At 43.6% G+C, this 25081-nt stretch carries 15 protein-coding genes; 1 reads left to right on the top strand and 14 read right to left on the bottom strand.

The features are described from left to right. Window positions 1–284: 284 nt before the first annotated feature. A complete protein-coding gene (locus GPK60_RS00190) occupies window positions 285–1271 on the top strand; it encodes a DNA cytosine methyltransferase (protein WP_173895479.1) in 987 nt (328 codons plus the stop codon). Window positions 1272–1278: 7 nt separating this feature from the next. On the opposite strand, the gene GPK60_RS00185 is transcribed toward GPK60_RS00190, so the two are convergent. The 14 genes from GPK60_RS00185 to GPK60_RS00120 form a co-directional block, all read right to left on the bottom strand. Then, entirely contained in the window at window positions 1279–2070 is a 792-nt protein-coding gene (locus GPK60_RS00185; protein WP_173895480.1) for a hypothetical protein, read from the bottom strand. Beyond that, window positions 2063–3328, bottom strand: a complete 1266-nt coding sequence (locus GPK60_RS00180) for a TIGR02679 family protein (RefSeq protein ID WP_215658613.1) — start codon at window positions 3326–3328, stop codon at window positions 2063–2065. Before GPK60_RS00180 ends, GPK60_RS00185 begins: the two co-directional genes overlap by 8 nt. A gap of 136 nt (window positions 3329–3464) precedes the next feature. After that, complete coding sequence (locus GPK60_RS00175; RefSeq protein ID WP_215658612.1) at window positions 3465–4169, bottom strand: hypothetical protein; 705 nt, start codon at window positions 4167–4169, stop codon at window positions 3465–3467. 174 nt (window positions 4170–4343) lie between these two features. Further along, window positions 4344–8441: a TIGR02680 family protein gene (locus tag GPK60_RS00170; protein WP_215658611.1), complete on the bottom strand. Its 4098-nt coding sequence runs from the start codon at window positions 8439–8441 to the stop codon at window positions 4344–4346. Beyond that, window positions 8431–9570: a TIGR02678 family protein gene (locus GPK60_RS00165; RefSeq protein WP_173866623.1), complete on the bottom strand. Its 1140-nt coding sequence runs from the start codon at window positions 9568–9570 to the stop codon at window positions 8431–8433. Before GPK60_RS00165 ends, GPK60_RS00170 begins: the two co-directional genes overlap by 11 nt. After that, a complete protein-coding gene (locus tag GPK60_RS00160) occupies window positions 9567–11051 on the bottom strand; it encodes a TIGR02677 family protein (protein ID WP_215658610.1) in 1485 nt (494 codons plus the stop codon). Before GPK60_RS00160 ends, GPK60_RS00165 begins: the two co-directional genes overlap by 4 nt. Before the next feature lie 132 nt (window positions 11052–11183). Continuing rightward, the gene (locus tag GPK60_RS00155) at window positions 11184–12521 is read right to left on the bottom strand and encodes a Na+/H+ antiporter NhaC family protein (protein ID WP_215658609.1); all 1338 of its coding nucleotides are present in this window, start codon (window positions 12519–12521) and stop codon (window positions 11184–11186) included. A 15-nt stretch (window positions 12522–12536) separates the two neighbouring features. Then, window positions 12537–17903 (bottom strand): DUF4011 domain-containing protein, encoded by a 5367-nt coding sequence (locus GPK60_RS00150; RefSeq protein WP_252191245.1) that lies wholly within the window; start codon window positions 17901–17903, stop codon window positions 12537–12539. A gap of 321 nt (window positions 17904–18224) precedes the next feature. Beyond that, window positions 18225–19787, bottom strand: a complete 1563-nt coding sequence (locus GPK60_RS00145; RefSeq protein ID WP_215658607.1) for a TIGR02452 family protein — start codon at window positions 19785–19787, stop codon at window positions 18225–18227. A 20-nt stretch (window positions 19788–19807) separates the two neighbouring features. Then, the gene (locus GPK60_RS00140) at window positions 19808–21160 is read right to left on the bottom strand and encodes a hypothetical protein (protein ID WP_215658606.1); all 1353 of its coding nucleotides are present in this window, start codon (window positions 21158–21160) and stop codon (window positions 19808–19810) included. After that, entirely contained in the window at window positions 21160–23073 is a 1914-nt protein-coding gene (locus GPK60_RS00135) for a serine/threonine-protein kinase (RefSeq protein WP_215658605.1), read from the bottom strand. Before GPK60_RS00135 ends, GPK60_RS00140 begins: the two co-directional genes overlap by 1 nt. Before the next feature lie 25 nt (window positions 23074–23098). After that, complete coding sequence (locus GPK60_RS00130) at window positions 23099–23632, bottom strand: hypothetical protein (RefSeq protein WP_215658604.1); 534 nt, start codon at window positions 23630–23632, stop codon at window positions 23099–23101. Next, window positions 23610–23891, bottom strand: a complete 282-nt coding sequence (locus tag GPK60_RS00125; RefSeq protein ID WP_215658603.1) for a DUF4176 domain-containing protein — start codon at window positions 23889–23891, stop codon at window positions 23610–23612. Before GPK60_RS00125 ends, GPK60_RS00130 begins: the two co-directional genes overlap by 23 nt. Window positions 23892–23953: 62 nt before the next feature. Then, the gene (locus GPK60_RS00120) at window positions 23954–25027 is read right to left on the bottom strand and encodes a hypothetical protein (RefSeq protein ID WP_215658602.1); all 1074 of its coding nucleotides are present in this window, start codon (window positions 25025–25027) and stop codon (window positions 23954–23956) included. Window positions 25028–25081: the final 54 nt, after the last annotated feature.

The following is a 25081-nucleotide window of genomic DNA, read 5'->3' as shown; positions in this document are numbered from 1 at the left end:
TTTCATATACATTTTCCATTATCAAAATCTGTTTTAATATATTACACGCTCTTAATCATCTCTTTAATTTCAAAAAGAATCGATCATTATTCAATATGCAATGTTTTAGTAACATAACATTTGACATTCTCTCTCCCTGTGTTATAATCGTTACACATCTACAGCCCCTCAAAAGCTATATTAGACAGGATATTGAATCTCGTCACTGATACAGCTTTTTTGCTTATACAGGCAGAAGTTACATCACATCTGATATAGAGTAACAACATTTCAGGAGACATTTTATGATCACGATCACAGAAAAAACTTTGACAGGAATGACTTTCATCGACCTCTTTGCCGGCCTTGGCGGCTTCCGGCTCGCCCTGGAATCTCTTGGGGCAACGTGCGTATATTCCAATGAGTGGGACAAACCGGTACAGAATGTCTATAAAGAAAATTTTGGTGACCTCCCGGAAGGGGACATCACCAAAGTGGATGAACATACGATTCCTGACCACGACATCCTCTGTGCCGGGTTTCCGTGCCAGGCTTTCTCTATCAGTGGCAAGCAGCGTGGATTTGAGGACAGCCGCGGAACTCTTTTTTTTGATGTTGCCCGGATTATACGGCAGAAACATCCAAAAATCGTATTTATGGAAAATGTAAAGAATTTTGCTTCGCATGATAACGGACATACACTGGAAGTCGTAAAAGGCACTCTTGAGGAACTTGGATACACCTTTTTTAAAGATGTCCTGAATGCAGTTGATTACGGAATTCCTCAAAACCGGGAACGTATCTATATGGTCTGTTTTCGAAATGATCTGAAGATAAAGGATTTCTCGTTTCCAAAGGCTTTTCCACTCAAAAAACATGTTGAGGATTTTCTTCTGGAAGATGAAAGCCTGGTAGAAAATTTGTACATCAGTCGACCGGATACTTATTTTAACGGCGTTGCCGATACCAGTTACAGCAACAAACCGATAAGGCTCGGCATCGTGAACAAAGGTGGTCAGGGCGAACGTATCTACAGTACAAAAGGCATTGCCATCACCCTATCTGCCTATGGAGGCGGTATTTTTGCCAAGACAGGCGGATACCTGATTCATGACAGAACACGCAAACTCCATCCCCGGGAATGTGCCAGAATCATGGGATTTCCGGATTCTTACAAGCTCTGCCCAAGTTCCAGCCAGGCATACAAACAATTCGGAAATTCTGTTGTGATCGATGTGCTACAGCTGATCGGCATTGAGATTGGAAAGGTTCTGCCAGACTCCGAATCCTGACTTCTGATCATATCAATGCCGTAATAAATTCCTGATCTGTAAGACCCGAAGCATATTCATTTAACTTAACAGAAAAAATTACGTTTGCATTATATGTATTGGAAAGCTTTCTGATCTCATACCGCTCACCCCGTTGGGAAAACATGTATTCATATTCATTTAAAATAAATCTTTGATCATGATATGGCAGATTTGAAGTTATAAACAGTTTGTTTCCTTCTGTCTGTACATTACGGATTTCATAATCCTGTTTGAAAAGAAAATCTTTTACAACAGAAATCTGTTTTTTTCCAACGCCACTTGAGCCACTTCTTTTCACACGATAAGTGGCACTGATTTCAAAACACTCCCGAAATCGCCTGATCGGAATAATTTTAAATCCATTGGTGATAAAAAATCGGACATCTTTTTTTCGATAATGTTCTGCAATCCAGTCTGCAAAAATCTCCTGACCGCCCGGCATCATAATTTCTTTTCCTGCTGTCCCTGCATTTCTGTAGTCATCGAATTTCTGATTCATATATTCTATAATCATCTGTGCTGACGAATTAATACTATCTGTATTCTGCTTGCTATACTGAAATGTCTGTGTCATAATATCCGGTAATAAAACAAACTGACCGCACTGTGCCGGGGAATGTTTCGCCTCTATATAAAAGCAAAAACCTTGCCGTGTCTCCACCAAAATATCCGGAACGGTAGAATCTGCTCCGCCTTTGTGCGTAAATCTGGCATACATGCCATATGTTTTGTTCAAAAATTCCACACAATCCTGTTCAAACTTTTCCCATTTATTCATACTCTTCCACCATCGCCTCCTGATACGCAGCATATTTTTCTCTTTGCATCGCTTCTTTGATTTCCTGCAGTTCCGGCAGGTCGATCTTATCCAGTTTTCGGATTCGTTTCTCATCCAGCTGCACTTCGGATTTATATTTCTGATAATATTCTGCCTTGTATTTCCAGAAAATAAAATGTTCCGGATAGCGTTTTTTGAGGTTTTGTGCGATCTGCAGCCCCTCCGGGTCAAAATCGCCCGCATAATATATGGTACTGTTTTCTGTCAGTTTATCCAAAAGCACAAACACCGAAAACTTCGGCTGCCCGTTTCCACACAGAATAGTTCGATCCGGATACTTTTCCACAAGTCTTGAGAAAACCGCCGGATTTTCAACCATATAGATTTTCTGTTCTCCTGTGATTTTTCCAAGTCCGCCCAGTGTTTTTAAGGTCAGTTTCAATGGTTCTTTGCATCTGAAGAATCCTTCGATTCCGGGGTGGGGTTCTCCGTTTTCCTTCCATGCATGAAGTCCATACGTTAAAACATCGTTGGAAAGTTCATCTTTTAAAATCCCGGCTTCAAAATAAATTCTGTTTTTGTATTCGGCATTGGAAAGTCCGTTGCTTCGCTCTTTTTTCAGTTTCCATTTCAGATAGGATGACAGACATTTTTCTGCCGTTTCTCCTTCATCAAAATAGTGTGGATTTCCTGTGACTTTCGCAGCAAAAACAGCAAGCAATTCTCTTTTTTCGGACGCTGCCAGCGTTTCTGCTGCCCGGTCTGTCTTTTGCAGAAGATCTTCCAGTTCTTTTTTGTTTTCTTTATACTGCTGCAAAAGAAAAAGATAACTTTCTTTTCTGTTTTGCAGCACTTCAGAAATCCAGTTTCGAAAATCCGGATTTTTTAATTGAAGCTGAATATTTTGAAACCAGGATTCTCTTTGCTGTTCTTCTTTTTGTTTTTCTTCTTTCTTTACAAGCAGTGCTCTTCCTGTATAAAGCTCCAGGATTTCTTCCCAGGTGAAATTGCAGAAGCGGCTGCTTTGCAGTGCCTTTTCCATTTGTTTTGCCGTGACCCGCACATTTTTCTGCCCGGAAAAATCTTTCTGAAGAAAACCGCCAAGCTGCTCTTTTTCTTCTTTTGTGAGGTCATCCAGAAGAAAGGTTCCGCCGAAATGTCCGATCCCGGCATATTTTTCCTGTATTTTTGCAAACAGTTTTTTGTATACAGAACGTTCCAGGAAATAAGCCCTGCACTCTTTTTTATCGTTTTCCATATATCTTTTACTCTCTTTTTACACTTCCTGACTTTAGATCTGTCATGAAGTATTGTTTTATCTTAGTCGGAAAAGACTCCCACTTTTATAAGGACGAGCAACAATCATCTTCAGGTTTTACAGGTTCTTTTTGTGCTTACCTTTTGTTAACAATAGCATTGTATTTCTCCTGGTATTTATCTTCCATATCTTTCGGAATCTGGGCACCATAACATCCCCGATACCCCATCAGACAGTGAATATCCACTTCTATAAGTTTCAAAATTTCTTCCGACTTATACACATTAAATACCAGGTCTGCAAGTTTCGCTATCTGATCATTGAGAATCATATTTTCAAACTCTTTCCCAATGCCATCACAACATCTAGAAACTTCTTCATATTCCTTTTTAATCTCATTTTTATATGATGATAAAACTGACTTAGCTTCATCATCTGCAAGATTCATCAATATTTGGATATCCTGTTCGGCACAGGCCAAAGTGCACCTCACCTGATTTATATCCTGCCCAAATTTTGTCCATGCCTTCATCAATTGATCGTGGGACATATCAACAAATGAGATATCTGGACCTAGGAGCTCTTCCGATATAACATCTTCAAATATGTCATCTTTATATGCGTCATAGACCAATACGTCCGGTACACCCTCAAAATCACAAATATATTCTATTCGGTCTTTCTCTTCTTCATAGCTTTCTACAAGCCGTCTCATACTGTCCATTTCAGACTTCTTATCCTGCTCAGGATCATAAACCTTGACCGTTTCTTCCGGCAGACTATCATTGTAGGCATCTGCCATATCTGCACCTTCTGCGTCTAATATTTCTTCCCAACCCATAATAAATTTCTCCTTTTCTTAAGTACTTTTCATTTGTTGATTTTATTTTATCATATCATAATACCTGTCTGTAATCCACGTGGAATTAAATGTCATTCCCTTCTTTCCTTTATTTATACTCCTCCACCATCGCCTCCTGATACGTGGCATACTCTACCATACTCCTTCCGAAACTTACTCTGTCTGATTCACATCTTTTTTCGTTGTCATTTGCCTGACCGTTCCATTCCATGTATAACGGATGACAGTCACAAATTTTGCATTTTCCGGACGTACCAGCTGATAAATGGCAAGTGCCGGAATCGTCTCGTAGTCTCCCCACAGGATCTGAGAATTGATCATAAAATTAAAATCAAATTCTACCATAAGGCGGAACATATCACGGATGTTCATCTCATCCACCCCGGCAAATGCCTCATCCAGGGAGATCAGCCTTGGGGCATCCCCTCTTGCACCTGCATATTTTGCGACAACGGCTGAAAACAACGGCACATACATCGCCATTGCTTTTTCACCGCCGCTGAACGTGAAGAATACACGGTCTGTCAGTTCCCGCTTTTTCTCGCCGGTCTTCTGGCATTCCAGTTGGAATTCAAACCACTTGCGGTAATCCAGAACTTCCCGCATGATTGCATGGAAGGACTGCATATTCGCTGTCTCATCGGCTTCCTTTCTTGCCTCGGCAATCTTGGAGCGGAAATGTCTGGATAACTGTTCGACTTCTTCCGGACGCATGATCTCGGCATCTTTCTGAAGCAGATCCACCAGTGTTTTTGTATCCATCTGTTCTTCTTTGTCTGCCCGCTTGTTTTTCCAGCGAAGGCTCAGTTTCAAACCGCTGGAAGTTTTCATAGACTCCATCAGATCGTTCATTTTTTCCACCCAGCGTTTGCTCGCCTGGATTCTGGCACGGATCTTTTTGCTGATCGTATTGGCAAGGATATCTTCAAAAAGTTCTTTATCTTTATCGTTGAGCAGCTGACTCTGTACTCTTTCATTTTCTTCCAGAATAGAGAGCAGTTCTTTAAATTTCACAACGGTTCCATGGTACTTTGCAGAAACATCGATACGTTTCATACTCATCTCCAGGAAGGAAGTCTGTTCATCCAGATCCTGGAACAGTGTCTTTAATGTCATCTGATATTCCAGCAGATAACCTCTGTTTTTATGATACTCTGCCTGAAGCTTTCCAAGAAGGTCACTCTGCCTGTCGTTTCCGAATTTTCCGGCAAGCTGGCTGCATACTTTTGCCGCTTCTTTTTCTGTCACTTTTTCTGTTGCCGAAAGCTCCATCACATAGCCAAGCTGATATTCCTGTTCAAATACCTTTTTCAGCCAGATTTTTTTGTCCTGCAGTTTTTCGGTGATTTTCTGATTTTCTCTCTGTTTTTCTTCCAGAATTTTTCTCCCGCTCTCCAGCTCACCTCTTTTTCTTGCGGAAGCTTCTTTTTCCTGCGGAATCACGCTTAAACGTTCCATGCAATAATCCAGCCTGCTCTTAATTTTTTCGTAGTCGGTAAGCTTTAACTGTTCCTGTACTGCCAGAAGTTCTGCTTCTTTTTGTTTTTGCTGTGTGAGATTTCTGCCAAGTTCGTACCGGATATCATCCAGATCCTTCTCGATATCTTCCAGATAAAATTCCTGGCTTCTTATGTAATGCAGCGTATTGATATAGTCTTTATGGCAGATCTGCAGCTGGTTCAGGCACTCCGTATATTCTTTCAGTGCTTCCTGAACTTCTTCAAACAGATCCAGTCTCGCTTTCAAGTAACATTTCTGGCAGGCTTCCTGCACCCGCAGGCGTACTTCATCCAGCTTCTTTCGCTCTGTCTCGACACGCTGTTTCTGCTGCTGTATCTTTTCATTCAGATCCTTTAATTTTTCTTCCTGCTTTTCACACTCTTTTGCGGCAATCTTCAGGTCATGGTCTTTTGGGAAAGTGTTCCATTCTTCCGACAGTTTTTTCAGACGACTCTGGATTTTTTCGATTTCCTGTTCTTCTGTTTCGATTTCTTTTTGCTTCTCGTCCAGGAGCTGCTGCAGTTCTGCGATCTTATCCAGGCGATACTGTTCTCTTGCTGTAGAACCGATAAAACAAGGTGTGTACTGTTTTGTTACTGTGCCTTCGAGAACTCCGATCTTATAATTTCCGTCCTCATCAATCCAGGTCGCTGCCTGATCGGATCTTCCTGATGTGATTGCTGACAAAACACCCGATACATTCTGATATAAGAACATATCATGATCCGGATTGTCGATATCCAGCCAATCCATAAGGTTGTTCCTGACATACTCTGCATCCGTAAATAAATAGCGGTCGCAGCATCCTTCTTCGCTCTGAAGAACCTGCTCCCGGTACTGCGGTGCAATGATCAGTGCATCTAGGATTCCCATGTACAGAAGTGCTTCTTCCAGTCTGGCTGCTTTTTCTTTCCCAAGCTTCTGATCAAAATCAACCATCTTATAAAACGGCAGATATGGGATGTTCCTTTCATCCAGACGTTTTCTGTTTTCAAGAACTGCCGCATCCCTTTCCGGCTCCGGTTCTTTCTGGTTTTGCCACTGTCTCAGTTCCGTGCTGATCGCATCGTATTCTTTTTTAAGTTCTGAAAGCTGCCAGCTTCTCTGGGTTTTCTCTGCTGATAAAGCCTCGTTTTTCTGATCATACGCTTTTTTGCTTAAATTTCGAATCGCCCAGTAGTCACTGTCCGACTGATAGTTTTCAATCTGCCTTGCCATCTCCTGCAGAACTTCCGCCTCCGGATGCAGTTCTTCATTTTGCTGATTCCATTTATAAATCTGCTCGATCAGTTCCTGACGGATCTCATGAAGCTGATTTTCGTACTGTAAAAGTTCTCTCTCTGCTTTGTTTCTCTCATCCTGATACTGATCCAGATCCTGAAGGAACGTGCTGTAACGCTCCTGCACCGCTTTTTCTTCCAGAAGCAGCTGCTTTCCCTGCTCTACTTTTTTCGTGTAATCTTTCAGCAGTTTCCGATGTGCATCAAAAGAATATTCCTCTTCTTTCTTTTCGCAAAGCTCTTCCTGCATAAAAGAAAAATCATCAAATGGAACGCCATCCATATCGGATTCCATTTCCTCCAGATATTCTTCGATTTCAGACCATTTTTCTTCTTTCTTTTCTTCCTGTTTTTTCAGGATTTCTTCTGTATCGATCCGCTTTTCGTTTTTCGTCTGCTCCTGCTGTTTTTTATCGGCAACAATTTTCTGTAACTCTCTGATCTCCTGGCTTATTTTAATCTCGCGGTCTTTTAATTTGGCTGCATCATTATCCGCCAGGGAGTCCTTCTCTTCCTGAAGCAGCTTTTCTTCTCCTGCAAGTTCTTCATAATGTTCTTTTTCTGCCTGATAAGATGCCGTATTTTCCAGAATTGCTTTTTCAGTCTGAACTGTTTTTTCTTCCGCCTGGCGGCACTCTTTTATGGCTTTTGTATAGAGAAGTGCTTTGTCATACAGTACGATCTCATTATACTGATCGTACACTTTTTCAATCTGTTTCGCTGCAGAAATACTTTCTTTTAAGGTATCCAGATTTGTTTTCATGCCATCCATATTTTCGATCGCTTCCGACATCGGACGAAGATCATCTTCGGATAAGGTCTGAAGCGAACTGCTCAGGATATCATTGATCACGGTAGGCTTGAAATCCTTTGACAGTTTCGGCGTTCGCAGCTGGATCAGAAGGTTCAGCAGTTCCCTGTATTCTTCCTGTGTCTCAAAACCAAACAGCAGTCTGTTGACACACTGTGCATACTCGCTCTGTGTTTCCATCATTTTTCCGCCTTCTCCGATGCGGTTTTTCAGTTCACGCATAGTGCAGGTGATCTTGCTTTTTTCTTCTTTATAGAGATAAAGATCTTTGCCGATGCGTCTGCCGTCTGTAACGCAGAAATACCAGGAGTCCATTTTTTTATTTTTCCGGGCACGCATACCGATGCCAAGTGTCAGAAATTCATCGCTTTCTTTGCGTTTGAGCTCCATATAAAGGTATCCGGTCCGCTCATCCCGTCCATCCCCTTCTTCGAGAAGATAATTTTCCATTTTTCTTGCTTTTGACCCAAATGGATCCAGACGCTCCGGACGCATATTTCCATCCAGGAGCAGCGGGATAAAACTCTGCATCGTTACAGATTTTCCGGAACCATTGGCTCCGCGAAGCAGCATCCTGCCATCCAGAAAGTAAAACTCTTCTTCGTCGTAGTACCAGAAATCAATCAGCCCTACCCTGTATATCTGCCATTTACTGTTCATCACTGCCTCCATTTTTCATAAATTCTTCCGGATACTTTCCGATCACTTTTCCGACTGCCGGACTGAGCCAGATATCTTTCTCTTCCCGGATCAGTCCCAGTTCCAGCATATAATTCTTTACATTTTCACAAAATTCTCCTGTTGTCATCTCACGGTATGTTTTGATAAATCCCCTTCCATAAAGCTCTTTGCATGACTCCAGGATGCCTGTAAACATCTCTCTTGGAATAAAGATACGTTCATCTGCCGCAGGCACGATCTCTCCTTCTTCTATCTTTTCACAGATCATGCCGTTCACAAGCAGGATCACATCCGATATCGTGTTTTCTTCCGGAAAACACCGCCCCATGCGGCAATCCTGTGAAAGAATGAGAAATGCACTTGTGCGGTGCACGTGCAGTTCACAGTCCAGATATTCTTCAAAATCACTCTGTACCAGATTCCTCTGATTGCGGATATAGGCGAAATCTTCTTCATTCTGCTCATTTTTATACATCCCCATCGTCATCAGAAGCTGGCGGTAAACTCGCTGTCTTCGCACAATTCCGCGGTCTTCATCGACATCGATCCACTCTTCTTTCTGAAAATCCTCCGGCTTTGTATATCCCATGATATCCTGCGTAAAATTCCGCATAAAGTAGCGGGACGCCCCGGTATTTTCATAGAGCACTTCATTGCTCCCGTCTTTCGCAAAATTCTCTTCACTTCCGTCATCCACATCAAGAATGCCGCTGTTCACACAATATTTCAGCACTTTGATCAGGTGTCTGCGGTACTGGTAGACCGTCCAGTCAATCTGCTCTTCCTGATACTGCCCCTGTATGTATTCCGTCAGTTCTGATAATACAAACTGTTCCATCGCTTCTTTTTCTTCTAGGAACATCAGGATCATACAGAAAAATACATACTCTATCTTGTCGTTAAATTCCAGAATCCCCATCCAGTTCTCCGGCTTTGCCGGCATTTTCTCTATTTTTATCAGATATGGATTAACGATCATCTGATACCCAAGCTTCTCCGTCAGAAATTTCTTAATAGCCGGTGCTTCATCTTTCATCCGGTAATACAATTCCCTGTCTCTGCTTTTTAAAATCCATCTTCTCCCCAGTAATATTTCTAACGCATTCATTTTTTCTCCTCAAACCGGATTGTGTACGCCGGCATCTGTAAAATCCCGTCTTTTGCATGCAGCATACAGGTTTCTTTCGTATCTGCATTTTCGATATAATAAATTTCGCCGCTCTCTGTCTTCCCGCGAAAATGCTTATTCTCCAGTGCTTTTGACAGCCACAGCAGAAAAACATCTCTTACATGCGGCTCAATCTCCGGCAGTTCTGCAAACGAAATTTTTCCATCTTTAATATAGCTGCGAAGCAGTTTCTGTTCTTCCTCCAGCCTGCGGATCGTCTCCAGACGCACTGCCTCTTTTTCTTTGCTGCGGTCTGCAATGCCGCTTCGTTTTGCCTTTTCCTTGTAGGTCCGTACACGTGGAAGCACTGTTACCACATGCGGATCTTCTTCAAAAACACCGCTGTTGATGCTCTCCGTCTTTCGCCCGGAAAGCCCCTTTAAATGCAGCGGTTTTTCGATCCCGAAAACAGAAGCCGCCAGCCTGTGTGCCTCATAGATATCCTCGCATTTTGAGAACATCACTGCCAGTTTATGGTATTCTTCTCTTCGATTGGAACCGCTGTTGCTCAGTTCGCTGATCCTTGCTGCATATCTTGTGATTTTTCTTATGATTTCGTTTGTCGTATCAAACACACGCACCACTTCCGACTGCTGATCCTCCGTCGCCATGAACCACTCTTTCAGGCTCTGCCAGCGTCCGGTGACTTTATCAAGGATCCTTTCTTTTGTCAGCTCTACATCAATCTGAGGAATCGAGACTTCATATTCTGCTTCTTTCTCCAGTATAGCAATTATCTGATGTTCTTCTGTATTCTTCAGGTACTGCTCGATCGCCGACGCATTGATCTGCAGGCTTTTTACGAAACTTCGCAGATATTCGATCAGCCGGTCCTTGAAGATCAGAAATTCCTGCGTTTTCATCATCTGCTCCGCTTTCACACTGTTCAGCTCACGCATATAATCCTGATAATTCTGATTGAGACGGATGAAATCGCTGCCCAGATCATTCCACCAGCTGTAGATTTTTTCCGGTTCTTCGTTCTGCATTTGCGGGATTTTTTCCAGATTCATGCGGATCCGCTCCAGAAGTGTCGGCTCCAGGGAAGAACTTTCGATAAACAGATTTTCTACCCGGATCACCATTCGCTCAATTTCTACTGTCGCTTTTGACAGCTGATAGCGAAATTTTTTATTTTTAAATTCTTCAATCGTGGTCACTCTCCTGGTATCCTGCGTGGTGATCAGATTCCCCCAGGCAGTCAGTGCCGTAAGATCCTGCTGACACTGTTCCGGTGTATACTCCTGAAAATACGGATCTTCTTTTAATTCCTCATAAACTTCTTCCTGATAGATCCAGTATTTCAGCTTTTCATAATTTAAATAAAAAAGCCGGATGATCGGGCGATATCTGTCTGTATTGTCTACATTCAGGTATTTCGCCTCCAACATCGGCTTTTTCAAAGTCTCATTTATTCTCATAATGTCTGCTGTCCTCTTTTATCCGATTTATTTCGTCCATGTAAAGCGGACGTTCAAAATTTATATCTTCGGCATACTTTCATTTAACTACAGGTATCGTATCATAAGACAATTTACATCACAAGATAATTTTTACTTTTCGTTTCTGTTCCATAAAATTGCAATCACGGAACTGACAAGCAGCAGCATCGGATAGAAGAGTCTCGGCATGATCTGGAATGCCGAAAGTTCTCCGCCAAGTTCATTTACGGCAGAAATCGCCACCAGCATCTGGGCACCGTATGGGATGATACCCTGGAAAATACAGGAAAAGGTATCCAGGATCGAGGCTGCTTTTCTCGGCGTGATGCCGTACTCCTGTGCCATTTCTTTTGCGATCGGATTTGCCATGACGATCGCCACTGTATTGTTTGCCGTAGCAATGTCCATCGCACCGACCAACAGTCCCATGCCAAGCTGACCGCCACGTTTGCCGCGGAAAATCCGGTGGATCCAGGCAAGCAGAGCATCAAATCCGCCATATTCACGGATCAGGGCACACATTGCCGCAACCAGAATCGCAACCATGCAGGTTTCAAACATTCCGGAAACGCCATTCCCCATGTTTGCAAGAAGATCGACCGGTGCGATATGCCCTCCGGCCAGCATGATAAACGCCCCGGAAACAATCCCGACCAGAAGCACCACAAAGACATTGATGCCGATAATGCCTCCGATCAGCACCAGCACATACGGGATCACCTGCACCAGATGATACGACTGGCTGACCTGCCCCTGCACTTCTGTCTGAAAGGACAGAATCAGGATTAAAATCAGCGTTGCGGCTGCTGCCGGAAATGCAATCCAGAAATTCTCCCGGAACTTGTCTTTCATCTCACAGCCCTGCCCGTTGCAGGCGGCAATCGTCGTATCCGAAATAAAGGAAAGATTATCGCCGAACATTGCTCCGCCCATAACGGATGCCACACAGAATGCAAGTTCAAATCCGGACGCAGCAGAAACAGCCGATGCGATCGGCACCAGAAGCGTGATCGTTCCGACCGATGTTCCCATCGCCACGGAGACAAAACAGGCCACCACAAACAATACTGCCACTGCATATCTCGCTGGGATCAGGGAGAGCATACAATACGCCACACTCTCTGCACTTCCCCTGCCCACAACTCCGACAAACGAACCCGCCGCCAGAAAGATCAGCAGCATCGTGATGATGTTTTTATCACCCACGCCGCCAGACATGATCTCCAGTTTCTGTTCAAAATTTACCGCCCGGTTCTGCAGACAGGCAACCAGGATCGCTGCCAGAAAAGCAACCACGATCGGCACATTATAAAATCCCATCGGAATTTTCATCACGTATTCAAATAAAATACCAAGTCCGAGATACAGCACAAGAAATACGCCGATCGGCAACAGAGCGATCGCATTTCCTTTTGTTTTTCCATTTCTGTTTTCCTTTTCTTTTCCCATTTTGCTTCCTTTCTGTTACTGTTCTTCCTTCTTTCTCATTTTAAGCACTCCGAAAAGTTTTGTGATCTCCTTTTGCGGATCATCCCACCAGTCCATCGTCCAGATGCGATACAGTTTCCATCCAAGTCCTTTCAGCACTTCAAACTGTGCCACTTCACGGTCTTTCGTATTTGTCGACTGACAGTAAGAATCTCCGTCCGTCATAATTCCGAGCAGATATTCTTCCGGATGATCCGGATTGATCACTGCGATATCCACTTTGAATTTTGAATGGCCGACATTTAACTGATACTCGTATCCAGCATCTGCAAGTGCCCGGCAGATTTTTGCTTTGATCCCCTGATTTTTGACTGCTTCATTCTGTCTGTAGTCTCCCCGCAATTTTCCATTCTGAGCAAATTCCATGAAATATTTCAGAGATTCTACGCCTTTTGCTTTTGTTCGTCTCAAATTGATCTGATCGGCTGTCATAACAGAAAACACCACCATTTCACACCGGGCACGGGACACCGCAACATTCAGTCGTTTCCAGCCTCCATCCCGGTTCAGCGGTCCGAAATTCATGGACAGCTTTCCTTCCGCATCCGGTCCGAATGCCACGGAAAACAGGATCACATCTCGCTCATCTCCCTGGACATTCTCCAGATTTTTGACAAACAGCGGCTCTTCTCCCATATTTGCCCATTTATCAAAATTTAAATCTTTCTGATATTCTTCCTGGAGCAGATCCTCAATCAGAGTCTGCTGATTAACATTAAAAGTAACCACACCGATCGTCTGCTTTTTCTGCTCTGGATCGGCATATCTTTTCTTGATCTCCGCAACGATCGCCTGTGCTTCTCCTTCGTTCACACGGCTCTTGCCGCGGTCAAAAAATCCTTCCACTTTTACCATGCTGACGCGTCTTTGCCGGTCATTTACCGATGGGAACGTAAGCATAGAATTTTCATAAAATTCCCGGTTACAAAAAGCGATCAGGCTCTCATGGCGGCTTCGGTAATGCCAGTGCAGATGTGCGGACGGCATGCCAAGTGCCAGACAGTCATCGAGAATACTGTCCAGATCTTCGATATCCAGATTGTCCTCATCCACCGAATTTCCCGCAAAAAAGCTGGTCGGAGGCATCTGATTCGGATCCCCTACAATCACTGCATTTTTGCCTCTTGCAAGGGCACCGACTGCTTTACAGGTCGGAAGCTGCGATGCTTCGTCAAATACCACAATATCAAACAGATCATTTTCTGCCTTTAAATACTGAGCCGCCGAAATCGGACTCATCAGCATACACGGACAGAGTCTCTGCAAAATATGCGGGATCTGTTCAAACAGTAGACGGATGGAAATACCTCTGCCGTTGCTGCTGATCGCCCTTCTTAAATAATTCAGTTCTCTGCTGACTTCCACCGAATCACCGACAGACGGAAGCTGCGATGACAGCCGGTAAAACATTTCTTCTTTTGTCAGCTGCATACATTCCTGATCCAGCTTTTTAAACTGCCCGATCTGAACCTGAAAACCGGTTCCGGTAAATCCGTTCAGCACCGGTTCGGATTCGATCACGCCAAGAATGATCGCCCGGTAAATGGAACGCAGATATACATTCAATACCACTTCATGCGGAAGGCCTTTTTCATAGGCATCACAGATCGGAGCAAGCCCGTTTTTCCGGCACAGATCTACATTCTGCTGATAAACAATCCAGTCTTTTAATGCGCCTGCATTTTCCAGAATACAGCCACAAAGTGCCTTTCTGTTCTCAATCCAGTCTGCTTTCTCATCGCAAAATTTCAGCTCCAGCAGCTCTGCAACCTTTCGCTCTGCAGCATCCATGCTATTCCAGATAGAAAAGAGTGCTTTTCCCTTCCGGACAAGTGTACTTAAAATGCCCCTCGCCTCGATTTCCTGAAGTACTCCGGCAAAACGTACCATATTCTTTCTCTGATTTTGGATCTGTACTTTATAAGACTGCATTTCTTCATTTGTCAGATGTTCTTTCAAGATCTGTTTCCAGTCATAAGACAGTTCTGCTTCTGCCGCTTCCATTTTCTGCTCTTCCTGCTGATAAGCAGTGATCTCCGTCAGATACAGCGGAATCTGCTCGACCTCCACCGGAAATGCGGCAAACAGCTGCATTTCTGCCACAAGTGCCGCCTGTGCTTTTCCTTTTAAGAAAAATACCTTTTTGTTTGCTTCTTCGTACTTCGCATGATAAGAACTCATGTCCTGACTTAAGAAATTCTCGTTCCATTTTGAAAGCATTTCTGCCTTTTTCTGTTCAAATTTCTCCTGTTTTTCCAGATATTCTTCCGGAACGGAAAATTCACGTTCAACAGAATCTGTTGTCCTCAAAAAGGCAGGCATTTTTTCCGTACTTTCCATACACCGGATCAGTTCGGATACCTGATTCCATTCTGCCTTTGTGACCGGGTTTTTGATTCCGGCAGAGGCGGCAAAATCCGCCATCTGAGCCTGGATGCTATCAAGTACAGACAGATAGTTTTGCATCGCCGGCTCCAGTTCCGTTTTCAGATGCTGACTGTACTGTGCCCTTTTCACTGCCGCAAGCGGATGCTGATACGGATGACCGATGGATCTTCCGGCTGAGATCAGACGTTCCAGATGATTTTTCTGACTGCTCAGATCACCTTCTGTTATATTTTTGATATCCGATACCGGAAATTTTACCTGTTCTTTTGTTTCCGGAATACTTTCGTAAAGATCGATCAGCTGACGCAGACTCTTTCCGAAATTTCTTTTTTTATGTAGTGCTTTTGCGTAAGCATCCAGTTCGGTACGCATCGCATGGATGTCCGCAATTCTCTGCTCATAATCTGTTTTTGTGCCTTCCATGTCAATCTCAAGACCACGCCGCAGCTGATTTAAAACTGCCTTTTTCGTAGCTTTGTTCGAATGTAATTTCAGGCAGAAATCATCGATTCCAAGTGCCGCCAGACGTTTCTGTACCACTTCCAGTGCAGCTCTTTTTTCTGCCACAAAAAGAACTGTCTTTCCTTTTGTCAGTGCATTTGCAATCAATGCTGTAATGGTCTGCGATTTACCGGTTCCCGGCGGTCCGTGCAGTACAAAACTCACCCCTGCGGCAGCCATATTGATGGCATGCAGCTGAGAAGCATCCGCCGTTACCGGTAAATAAGCCTCCTCCTGATCCACTTCTTCCGGAATCGTGCAGTCCCAGTCCACAGCTCCTTCGATCAGACTGTGGACGATCTTGTTTCCCTCCAGGAAATCACGGTTGTTATGAATATCATTCCACATCACAAACTGCGAAAAAGAAAAGTTTCCGATCACGGCAACTTCCAGCACATCCCACATTTCCATGCTCATCACCGCTTTTCGGATCATTGCAAAAATCTTCGGCATATCCATTCCATGCTCATCCTGCGGCGGCGGATTCATGCCAGGAATCGTGATCTCATAATTCTGCTTCAGAAACTCCAGAAGCGTAATGTTGATCTGTGAATCCTCATCCCGCATCTGCATCGCATAGCCTCTGCCCGCAGACTTTCGCACAATGTCGATCGGTACCAGAACGATCGGTGCGTATCTTGCCTGTGCGTTCTTTTTCTGTTCAAACCAACGAAGCATACCAAGTGCCAGATATAACGTGCTCGCTCCATTTTCTTCCAAAGATGCTTTTGCAGAACGGTACATTTTCGTCAGAGAAGTGCTTAAATCTTTCTCGCTGTAAATGGAATGCAGTCTTTTGTGTTTGCTTTCAAAAGAAATAAATTCTGATAATTCTCCCAGTTTGTTGAGAAGTTCGATCTGACTTTCTGCTGCCGGATTCACACCTACATCAGCCGGCCGTGGCATCACCTGAAACGCTTCCCCGTCAAACAGTGCATCCTCAAGACTTCCGATATCCGCGGACAAAACCGGCACAACACTCTTTGTGACACGCATATTGATCAGCATATTCCGAAGGCTCAGATCCAGAAGTTTGCGCTCCCACTGCGTCAGTTTTGTGACCTGTGCTTTTTCCGTACAGTCCGAAAAATCAAAGACCTCGATTTTGCTGTCTGATCCACCTGTGACCTCTTTTTCTTTTCGCTCCTCGTGCAGAACCTCAAACCCGTTTGCCGTCTGAACCCGGATTGGAAGTGGACGGATTCCCCTGCTTCTGGCACGCTTCACATCGATTGCAAAATAAAACTTCCCATAATTGGAAACACGCCGTTTTGCCATGGCTGCTGCTTCGTCAAAACTTACATTCTGCCCGGAACACATCGCCGTACATTCCACGACCGTAAGCTCCTGAATGCCTTTTGCCATACGTTTCTCAAGCTGTGACGGATCATCCACCAGAATATCTGCAAACGCTCCGTCCACCAGCCAGACACCGGCAAAAATATGACCTTCCACAACCACCATGAAGGGATTTAAATCCATCGCTTCCAGACATGCCGCATAGAGCAGCGTCAGATCCATGCAGTTTCCAAAATGCTGCTCCAGCACCGCATCCGCCAGGCGGACTCTCTGCCCGCATGCCTCAAAGCTCGCTGTCGATGCATATGTAATATTTTTCTGCTGGATCGCCGCATAAGCTGCTGCCGCCATGTTTTTGACACGCTCCTGATCACCGGACTGATAACCGTCCAAAGAAGGATCGCCCGTCCATTTCTCCAGATATTTCGATGCCAGCTGGATCAGACTGACCACTGCCGGATGATTCGGCATTGCAAAAGATGTCAGAAGCTCCGGCGTATACTGAAATCCCGGGAACTCATCAAACGCCATAACCGTGATATTGATCTTTTCCGATGCCAGCACAGTTTCCCCATCCAGAACCGTAACCGTCAGCTGACCGGAAAACTTCTCCGTGATCGATGCCAGATATCCGACATGGAATGTCAGAGCCAGATTTCGAAAATGCAGCTCCTCACCTGTCTGCAGTGCCTCGATCCCGCACACAAAATCCTCCATCAGCTCACCGTCCGAAGCGATTTTTAAAAGCAGAGCATTCCGTTCCGTTTCGGATGTGTTTTTGATGCAGATATCACGCACGACAGAAGCACCATTGTGAACCAGTGCATAGTTGATCACCTCATCGATCTCACATGCTAAGACAATGCTGTTTTCTGGTTTATTCGCTTCCTCTGCTATTTCAGGCTGCTTCGTTTGCAGATGTTCTGTGGCTGCTGTATTTACTGCATTTTCTATATTTTTGTTTGCTGCGTTTACAGCTTCTGCTATATTTTCATTTACTGTTTTTTCTGCCTCTGTTATATCTGCTGTTTTTGTTTCCCTCTGCTGCCCCGCCAGCATCCGCTGTGTGGCTGCCTCACGCTCCGGTATGATCAGCTTCTCCCTGGATATCCGAACCATCTGACGATCCGGCCGAATAAACTTCTGACGATCCATCTTTATCAACTTGTAGTCCCCCAGTCTTGTTTGTTGATTTTCCTGCTCATTCAAGTTCAAGTCGAACGCACGTGAGACTTGGCACGCGATTCTGGTCAGCTTTGCTGACATTTACCTAACAGAATCGCTGTGCATCCTCGCGGAGCGTTTATCTTAGTCGGAGATTGAACTCCCACTAAGACAAATTTGTTGCTCGCCACTTTATAGAAGTGGGAGTCTTCTTCGACTAAGATAAAACAAATAAAAATGCCCCAAACACCAGGAAAATACTTTGTAGATATACTACCATTTATCTCCCTTTGGTTCAAGGCATTCACACACTTATCCGAAAATAAGAATCAATAATAAAACTAATAATACAATTACCAGAAAAATCAACACCACGATCAGCTTGTTTTCCAGATTTCCCTGTTTTTTCTCCACACTCACACTATTTGTCAACAATCCCTGTATCCAGCCGACTGCCAGCTGATACATTCCCTGAACGTTTGGATGACAGCCATCCATCGTCTCATACATCACATTCATTTTCCGCAGATCAATTAGTCTGCATCCATACGCCGCCGCACATTTTCGAATCGCAACATTATAACTTTCCAGTGAATTTCCCTTCACTCTTTTCGGAAATGCCCGCCGTCCATTGACCGCTGCCGGACAGATGGTTGCACAGTAAATCTCTGCATCCGGATAACGGCATCGTAAGAGCCACAGCATTTTTTCATATGCCGTCTGGAAATAACCTTTTCCGACCGGAATGCCGTTTCCAAAATCGTTCATTCCAAGAGAAACTAAAATTGCATCCGGTATTTCTCCGTTTTGATGAAGACACTTGGTACGCCACTCACTGCTGCCGGAAGAATCGATGTTTCCATAAACTTTACTTCCGCTCCAGGAATGATTCGTCAGAAGTCTGGCTCCAAGCTGGTTTAGCACGATCATCCACCACGTTGAATCCACGGAAAAAATCCCATTTCTTTCTGCATATTTCGGTGTGTAATACACCTTGCACTCCGGCGGATTATATCCGTAATATGTACTGAGCGAATCACCGTAGATAGAAACTTTCTTTCCCCACAGTGGATTCGGTATTTCTCCGTTAAATTTTCTGGTAAAAATCTCAAAATTTTCTTTATCTCCCAGATTATCAACCTTGATCGCAAAAATAACCTCACGAAAAGCCGACTGGAACTCTCCTTCTACCAGAAGTTTCTCAAAAATATCAGCTACCAGTTCCGGTGAATTTCGAAAACCTCCGCAGCCAAAAGCTCCTAAAACCAGTGCCTGCACACCGTGGATCTGAGCGGAAAGCAGAATATTTCGAATTCGCTCGGTCAAAATTTTTTCCAGTTTCTTTCGCTTTATCCGTCTGTCCCGGACTCTCAGATTCGGTGCCGAACAGGTAATGACATCAATCGGAAACCAGTCATACTGTCTTTTTACATAGCCATTCTCTTCTTTAAAAACAGTAATGTTTTCAGAATAAATAATGCGGTTGCTGTAATACGGCGATCTCTCATTGTTGTACTGATAAAAGTGGACAATATTATCCGCTTTTGACAGACATGGAAACAGGTTGCTGCATCTGCACAGACTGGATTCCTGGGACATTTCTCCATAAGAGCTTCCTCCTCCCGGAGTCACCGCATTGGCAAAATTCAGAACCGCCACTTTGGGATAAATCCTGGACAGCCTCTCCGCTTCATTTAAGACGGTATTATTTGTGACCTGAATATTTGTATAATAATTTCCAAAAACTCTGGTATCGGTAATGTTCTCTGCATACAGAAGTGTACACATAACTGCTCTCGAAGTTAAATCATACAGTCTCCGATCTTCCAGTAACCTTTTTTGTGTATCTTCAAAAACATATGCCAAAGATTCCATATGCTCTCCCTTCTGCCTTCTTAGTCATCCAACAGCACTTCTTCATAATCATAAAAGCACGTACAATTCGGATGCCGTCTCTTATATTCTTTTACCTGCTCCAGATCAATGCCATCGGAACATGGATTCATCAATTCAAGATCCAGATCGTAAATAGGACTGATATCACTGACTCCTGATTCGTGGAATTGCAGATATTTCAGATTTTTCAGTCCTGCCACCGGACTTATATCAGAAAATGGATTATCATCCAGACACAATTCTTCCAGACTTTCGCATCCACGCAACGGTGTAATATCATCAATATCACAGTTGATCAAAATCAGGCTTCTAAGTTGTTTACACTGTTCAAGCGGTGACAGATCATCTATCATTACATTTGCCAGATAAATTTCTTTTTCATCATAGCTGAAAGTCTCTCCACCAAGAACAAAGGTATTTTCATCCTCCGTCTCCGTTTCACCCTCCGTCTCCTCTTCCAGTTCCACATAAGAAACATCCTGTGGTGCCAGTATGATGGTCGGTGAACTTCCGCTCATATTTCCTTCACTGTCCGTTTCAATTTTCACATCACAGGAATTTACAGAAAATTCAATCCAGTATTTTCCTTCGCCATCTTTTACCGGTTCTGCATCCATGCCAAAAATACTTTTCAGTCTCTCGTAACTGATAAAATCGCTATAACCTACAAACAGCATACCAGGAGAGGAAAGCTCGATCCGATACGGTTTCGCACAGCGATTGACCTGTCTTGTGACTGTATCGATCGCCTCTGGCTGTTCCCCTGCATTTTTATAATAAGCAATACCGCTAAAACCGGCAAAATGTGCCGCATAATCACCGTCCTTGCCGGATGAGACATCACAGTTTCCATAAGCATCCACATAATTCTGATAGCCGAAACTTGCGATATTATCCAGCAGAAGAAAACGAACTGCCACATTTTCTTCTTCCGACTCTGCCACATCCAGAACCTGCTGTCTGATCAAACTGTCATCTTTGCCTTCTTCCTGCTTCTGCTTTTTAATCCTCTCAAGCACGGTTTCCAGAAAAGTATCTTTTGTTTTCTCGTATCCTTGACTTGCTATATCATAGGCACTGTCATAGTCCTCCTCTTTGATGTACATGCTGACCAGTTCCTGATATGCTTCTGCTTTCTCCGGACAGATCTTGATCATCTGCAGATATTCTTTCTCTGCCTCCGCATAATCCTCTTTTACCAGATACTGATTGGCTGATTTCAGATGGACACCGTATTTTTGAGATTTGCTCTGCCCAAGCCCTGTGATGACCGCAACACTGATCACAATGACTGTGCCTGCTGCAGCAACACCCGTAATGATTTTAAATTTTATATTCTTTTTCTTATGCATTATTCCGCTCTCCATCCCAATTCTTCCAGCTGTGAGATAATTTTTTTCAGCTGTACCATATCTGCATCTTTTTCTTCATCGATCCCGGACTGCTCCATGATTTCTTTTGCTTTTTCATACCACAAAAAGACCTGCTTATAGGTACGGTCAGCCGGTCGTCTGTCATTATTCCACTGATAATTTACATAAGCAAGTCGAATACATGCCCTGTATTCTGTCTTATATTCTTCTGTGATTTTTTCCAGTATCTTGATACTCTTATCCCAGTTCTGCTGTTCTTCATAGACTGCATCTAGATTGTAGCGATCTTCCAGTAATACCAGACCCGTTTCTGCAATCTTCTCCAGACATTCGCCTGCAACCTCTGTCTCATTCATCTGCAAAGCCATCCTCGCCGCACTTCTCAGCCAGAAAACCTGACTGCTGACCGGCATGCTTTCTGCTTTTTGCTGCAAAAAAGAAATCCCTTCTTCCATATGTCCGGATTCCTGTGCCGCCTGTAAAAATACATGAACAGCATGAAACATCAGATCATCAGAGGTATTCTCCAGAACTTTTTCTGCCATAAAATAAGCGGTCTGGACATCTCCCTGCAGCAGATCGATCTCCGCCCGGATCATGCTGACATCTTCTTCTTTCAGATTTCGCTTTTTTGCTTCGCGTAAATAATTCTCTGCCTGTTCATAATCACCAAGCGATGCCTCGGTGATTGCCAGATCACGATATAATTCTGCATTTTCTTCATCACAATTTACTGCTGCCTGAAGCAAATCCTCTGCCTGATCAAAATATTCCAGAAAGAGTGCCGTTTTTGCCGCAGCATACAGAACTTCTTCCTTTCGCTGCGAATCACGTTTCAAATATTTCTGATATTTTTTTGTATTCAGGATCGCAATCCCATCATCGTATAAGATCTCAATTTCTGATGTTTCGCTGTTTTTGTAATCACAGTCCGCTTCTTTTTCCACATAAATATCTGCCACATCTGCAAAATCACGGTACTTTCTCTCATCCACGCTGCGATAAAAAAGTGTTCCGCCAAACACGCTGACGGTAACTGCCGCTATCGCAGTAGCTTTGAGTACTTTCTTTTTGAACAGCCTGGAAGAAGACCACTGTTCCAGATGCTCCAGTGCTTTCTGCATCTCTTTTGCATTTTTAAATCGTTTATGGATATCCGGCTGCATCGCCTTTGTCACAATGTTCTCCAGCTCGTTGCTGTAGCCGTGATCCAGGTATTTCAGCTCGATCAGATCTTTTCTTTTCGCATCCGGATAGATTCCGGTCATCAGAAAATAAAATACCGCTCCCAGACTGTACAGATCACTTCGCCCGTCCAGATGAATCCGATTCCCATCTTTTCCTGCCAGGATCATCTCCGCTTTTTTTGCCTGTTCCGGCGAAGCGAACTGGCTGCTGAGCCCGATCAGTTCTTTATTGCTCTCACCGTCAATCGAAATATTAAAGTCGATCAGACAGATATCTCCATCTTCCTGTATCATAATGTTTGCCGGTTTGATGTCGCAGTGCAGGATTGGCGGTTTTCTCGTATGAAGATAATCCAGAACTTCCAGAAGCTGCTGCATCCAGAACAGAAGCTGTTCTTCCGAAAAATGCATCTGCCGGTTACAGTAGTACTCCAGATCATGCTCCGGAATATAATCCATGACCGTATAAATCCCGCCATTTATCTGGATAAAATCATAAACCTGCGGCAGATACCGATGATGCAGATTTTTCAGGATATCAACTTCAATACGGCTGTCCATGATGTCCACACAGTGATCCTTTACCTTTTTGACGATCACCTGCTTTTGCAGATTTTCATGGTATGCCAGATAAATCTCTCCAATACCTCCCTTACCAAGATGCCGTATGATCGTATAGGGAGGGGGAAGTCTGAAATTTGCCATTGTTCATTCACCTGTATGTTTTTGTTTATACGGTTTTCCTTCTTCCTTCTTCTGTCAACATATAGGATGTGAATGCATAGGAGAAGCCGCCTTTCATCTGATCGGCTCCAACATATACAAGAAGAAGCCGGGTTCCGTTCTCTAATCTTCTGCTGTTTACAATATATGTTTTATCAAGCTTTTCTCCATATTGAGAGACAAACTTTACAAGTTCTGTGCCCGGTGTCTCATGTACCGCTCTTTCACAGACACTTCCGTCCAATACACCGTAATTTTTTCTTTGAAATACCCTTATTTTTTCCTGATAACTTTTTTTCTGCCAGATGGTCCAGAACGTCACACCGAACAACAGTAAACCTATGATGATCGCCAGAATCCCCATGGATGCATACGATGCCATGAAAACAACACCTGCCACACTGGCTACAGAACTCAGCCTTTTGCACCATTTTATGGAACGCTGAAAATATGCGGTAAAAAATTCTGTAATTGCATTACTTTCTTTCTCTGTTGGTCTCCTAAACCCTTTTAAATCTTCAATTTTCTTTATTGTTGTCATATATCTCCTGAATTCTGTTTATAAATTCTTCCCTTTCTTCATCTTCATAACCACGATAACAAATTTCTGCAATGTCACCGTGATTGAATAAAAACTGTGTTCCTTCTCCCATATTTCCTTCCGGATACATGACTCCGATATAATCATAGTCGATATTGTCGGTTTCATTTGTTTGACCGACGCCAAAAATCATTAATTTTTTCTGAGCATCTTTTAAAAGTACAACGGTACCAATCGGTAATAATTCTGAAAATTTCATGTTTTTCTACACCTTTCTGTTTTTATTTTCGTATGCTTTATCTTATCATATCGCAGGCTCTTTTACCAGCTTCCACCACCGCCGCCTGCATAGGCAGTTCTCCATCCCGGGGAAGTGATATCTTTCCACCATCCTCCGATTGCTTTGCCTGCTTTTTTCACTTTCGAACCAACCGTATCCAACACCGCATCTGACACAAATTCTGCAAAATCCTTTTCTTCGCCCATAAAAGTTTTGGTCAGATATTTGGTTGCATAATCAATTCCCCAGGTAGCCCCAACTATCAGAGCACCCGTTAGAACGGCCGGAGCTCCCAGCGTTCCTGCCACAGCAGCCAGAACTATGCCCTCTCCGATTTTGACCCCGGTCTCTCCGATTGTTTCTGCTAACTTTCTTCCAAAAGTGGTATTGCTTTCATCGGTAAAATTATCATATCCTGTAGTTAGAAGCGTCAATCCATATCCTGCCCATTTTGCACCTACAGCAATTTTATCGCCTACTTTGTCTGCTTTTGACCATTTCAGTTTATCTACCTGTTTCTGCAGATTTTCTATGAAAGTTCCTCCTGCTTTTTTATCTACATTAAGACCCAGCAATGTTTTCAGATCAAAAGAACTGGTCGTTGCCTTTCCTGCCGCACCTGCAGATTTTACTATCTTTTTTAAAATACCTCCCCAGTCTTTTGTTGTTTTTGGTACTCCTCCTGTGGCAAGTCCCCCGAAAATGGCAATCAACGGACCGACAACTCCACCCTCGGCAACAGCATCCCAGATTTTCTCCCAGAACCCGTTATCCTTTTTATCCTTTTCCGGCTCCGTATTCTTCTTTCCGTTGTCCTCGCTGTTTTCCTTTCCTTTTACCGTGACTGCACCAAGTTTTTTTTCGGTACTCTGATATTGTGTGGAAGCTTCTTTTAAAACGCCGGAAAAACTTTTACTTTTTCGCTCCAGATTATTTATGTAACTGGAATAATTGTTTAATGAATGTTTAATCTGTGCCCTGGATGATATTTTCCAGCTCAGGTTACGGTTTACATAAGAAACATCGGATGACACAGAACTCAACATTCTCGCTATCTGTTCCATCTGCTGTGCCTGCTGATCCAACGCATTTGTATTCACTCGTATTTTACTCACATTTCTCTCCTCTCTTCCTTTTTCTTTCTGTAACAAAGATAGCCAGAATGAGTC

The sequence above is a fragment of the Ruminococcus sp. MCC718 genome, assembly GCF_018783905.1.
Lineage (GTDB): Bacteria > Bacillota > Clostridia > Lachnospirales > Lachnospiraceae > Hominisplanchenecus > Hominisplanchenecus faecis.
Note: the sequence above shows the minus strand (reverse complement) of the source record. Positions and strands in the feature narration are given on the sequence as shown.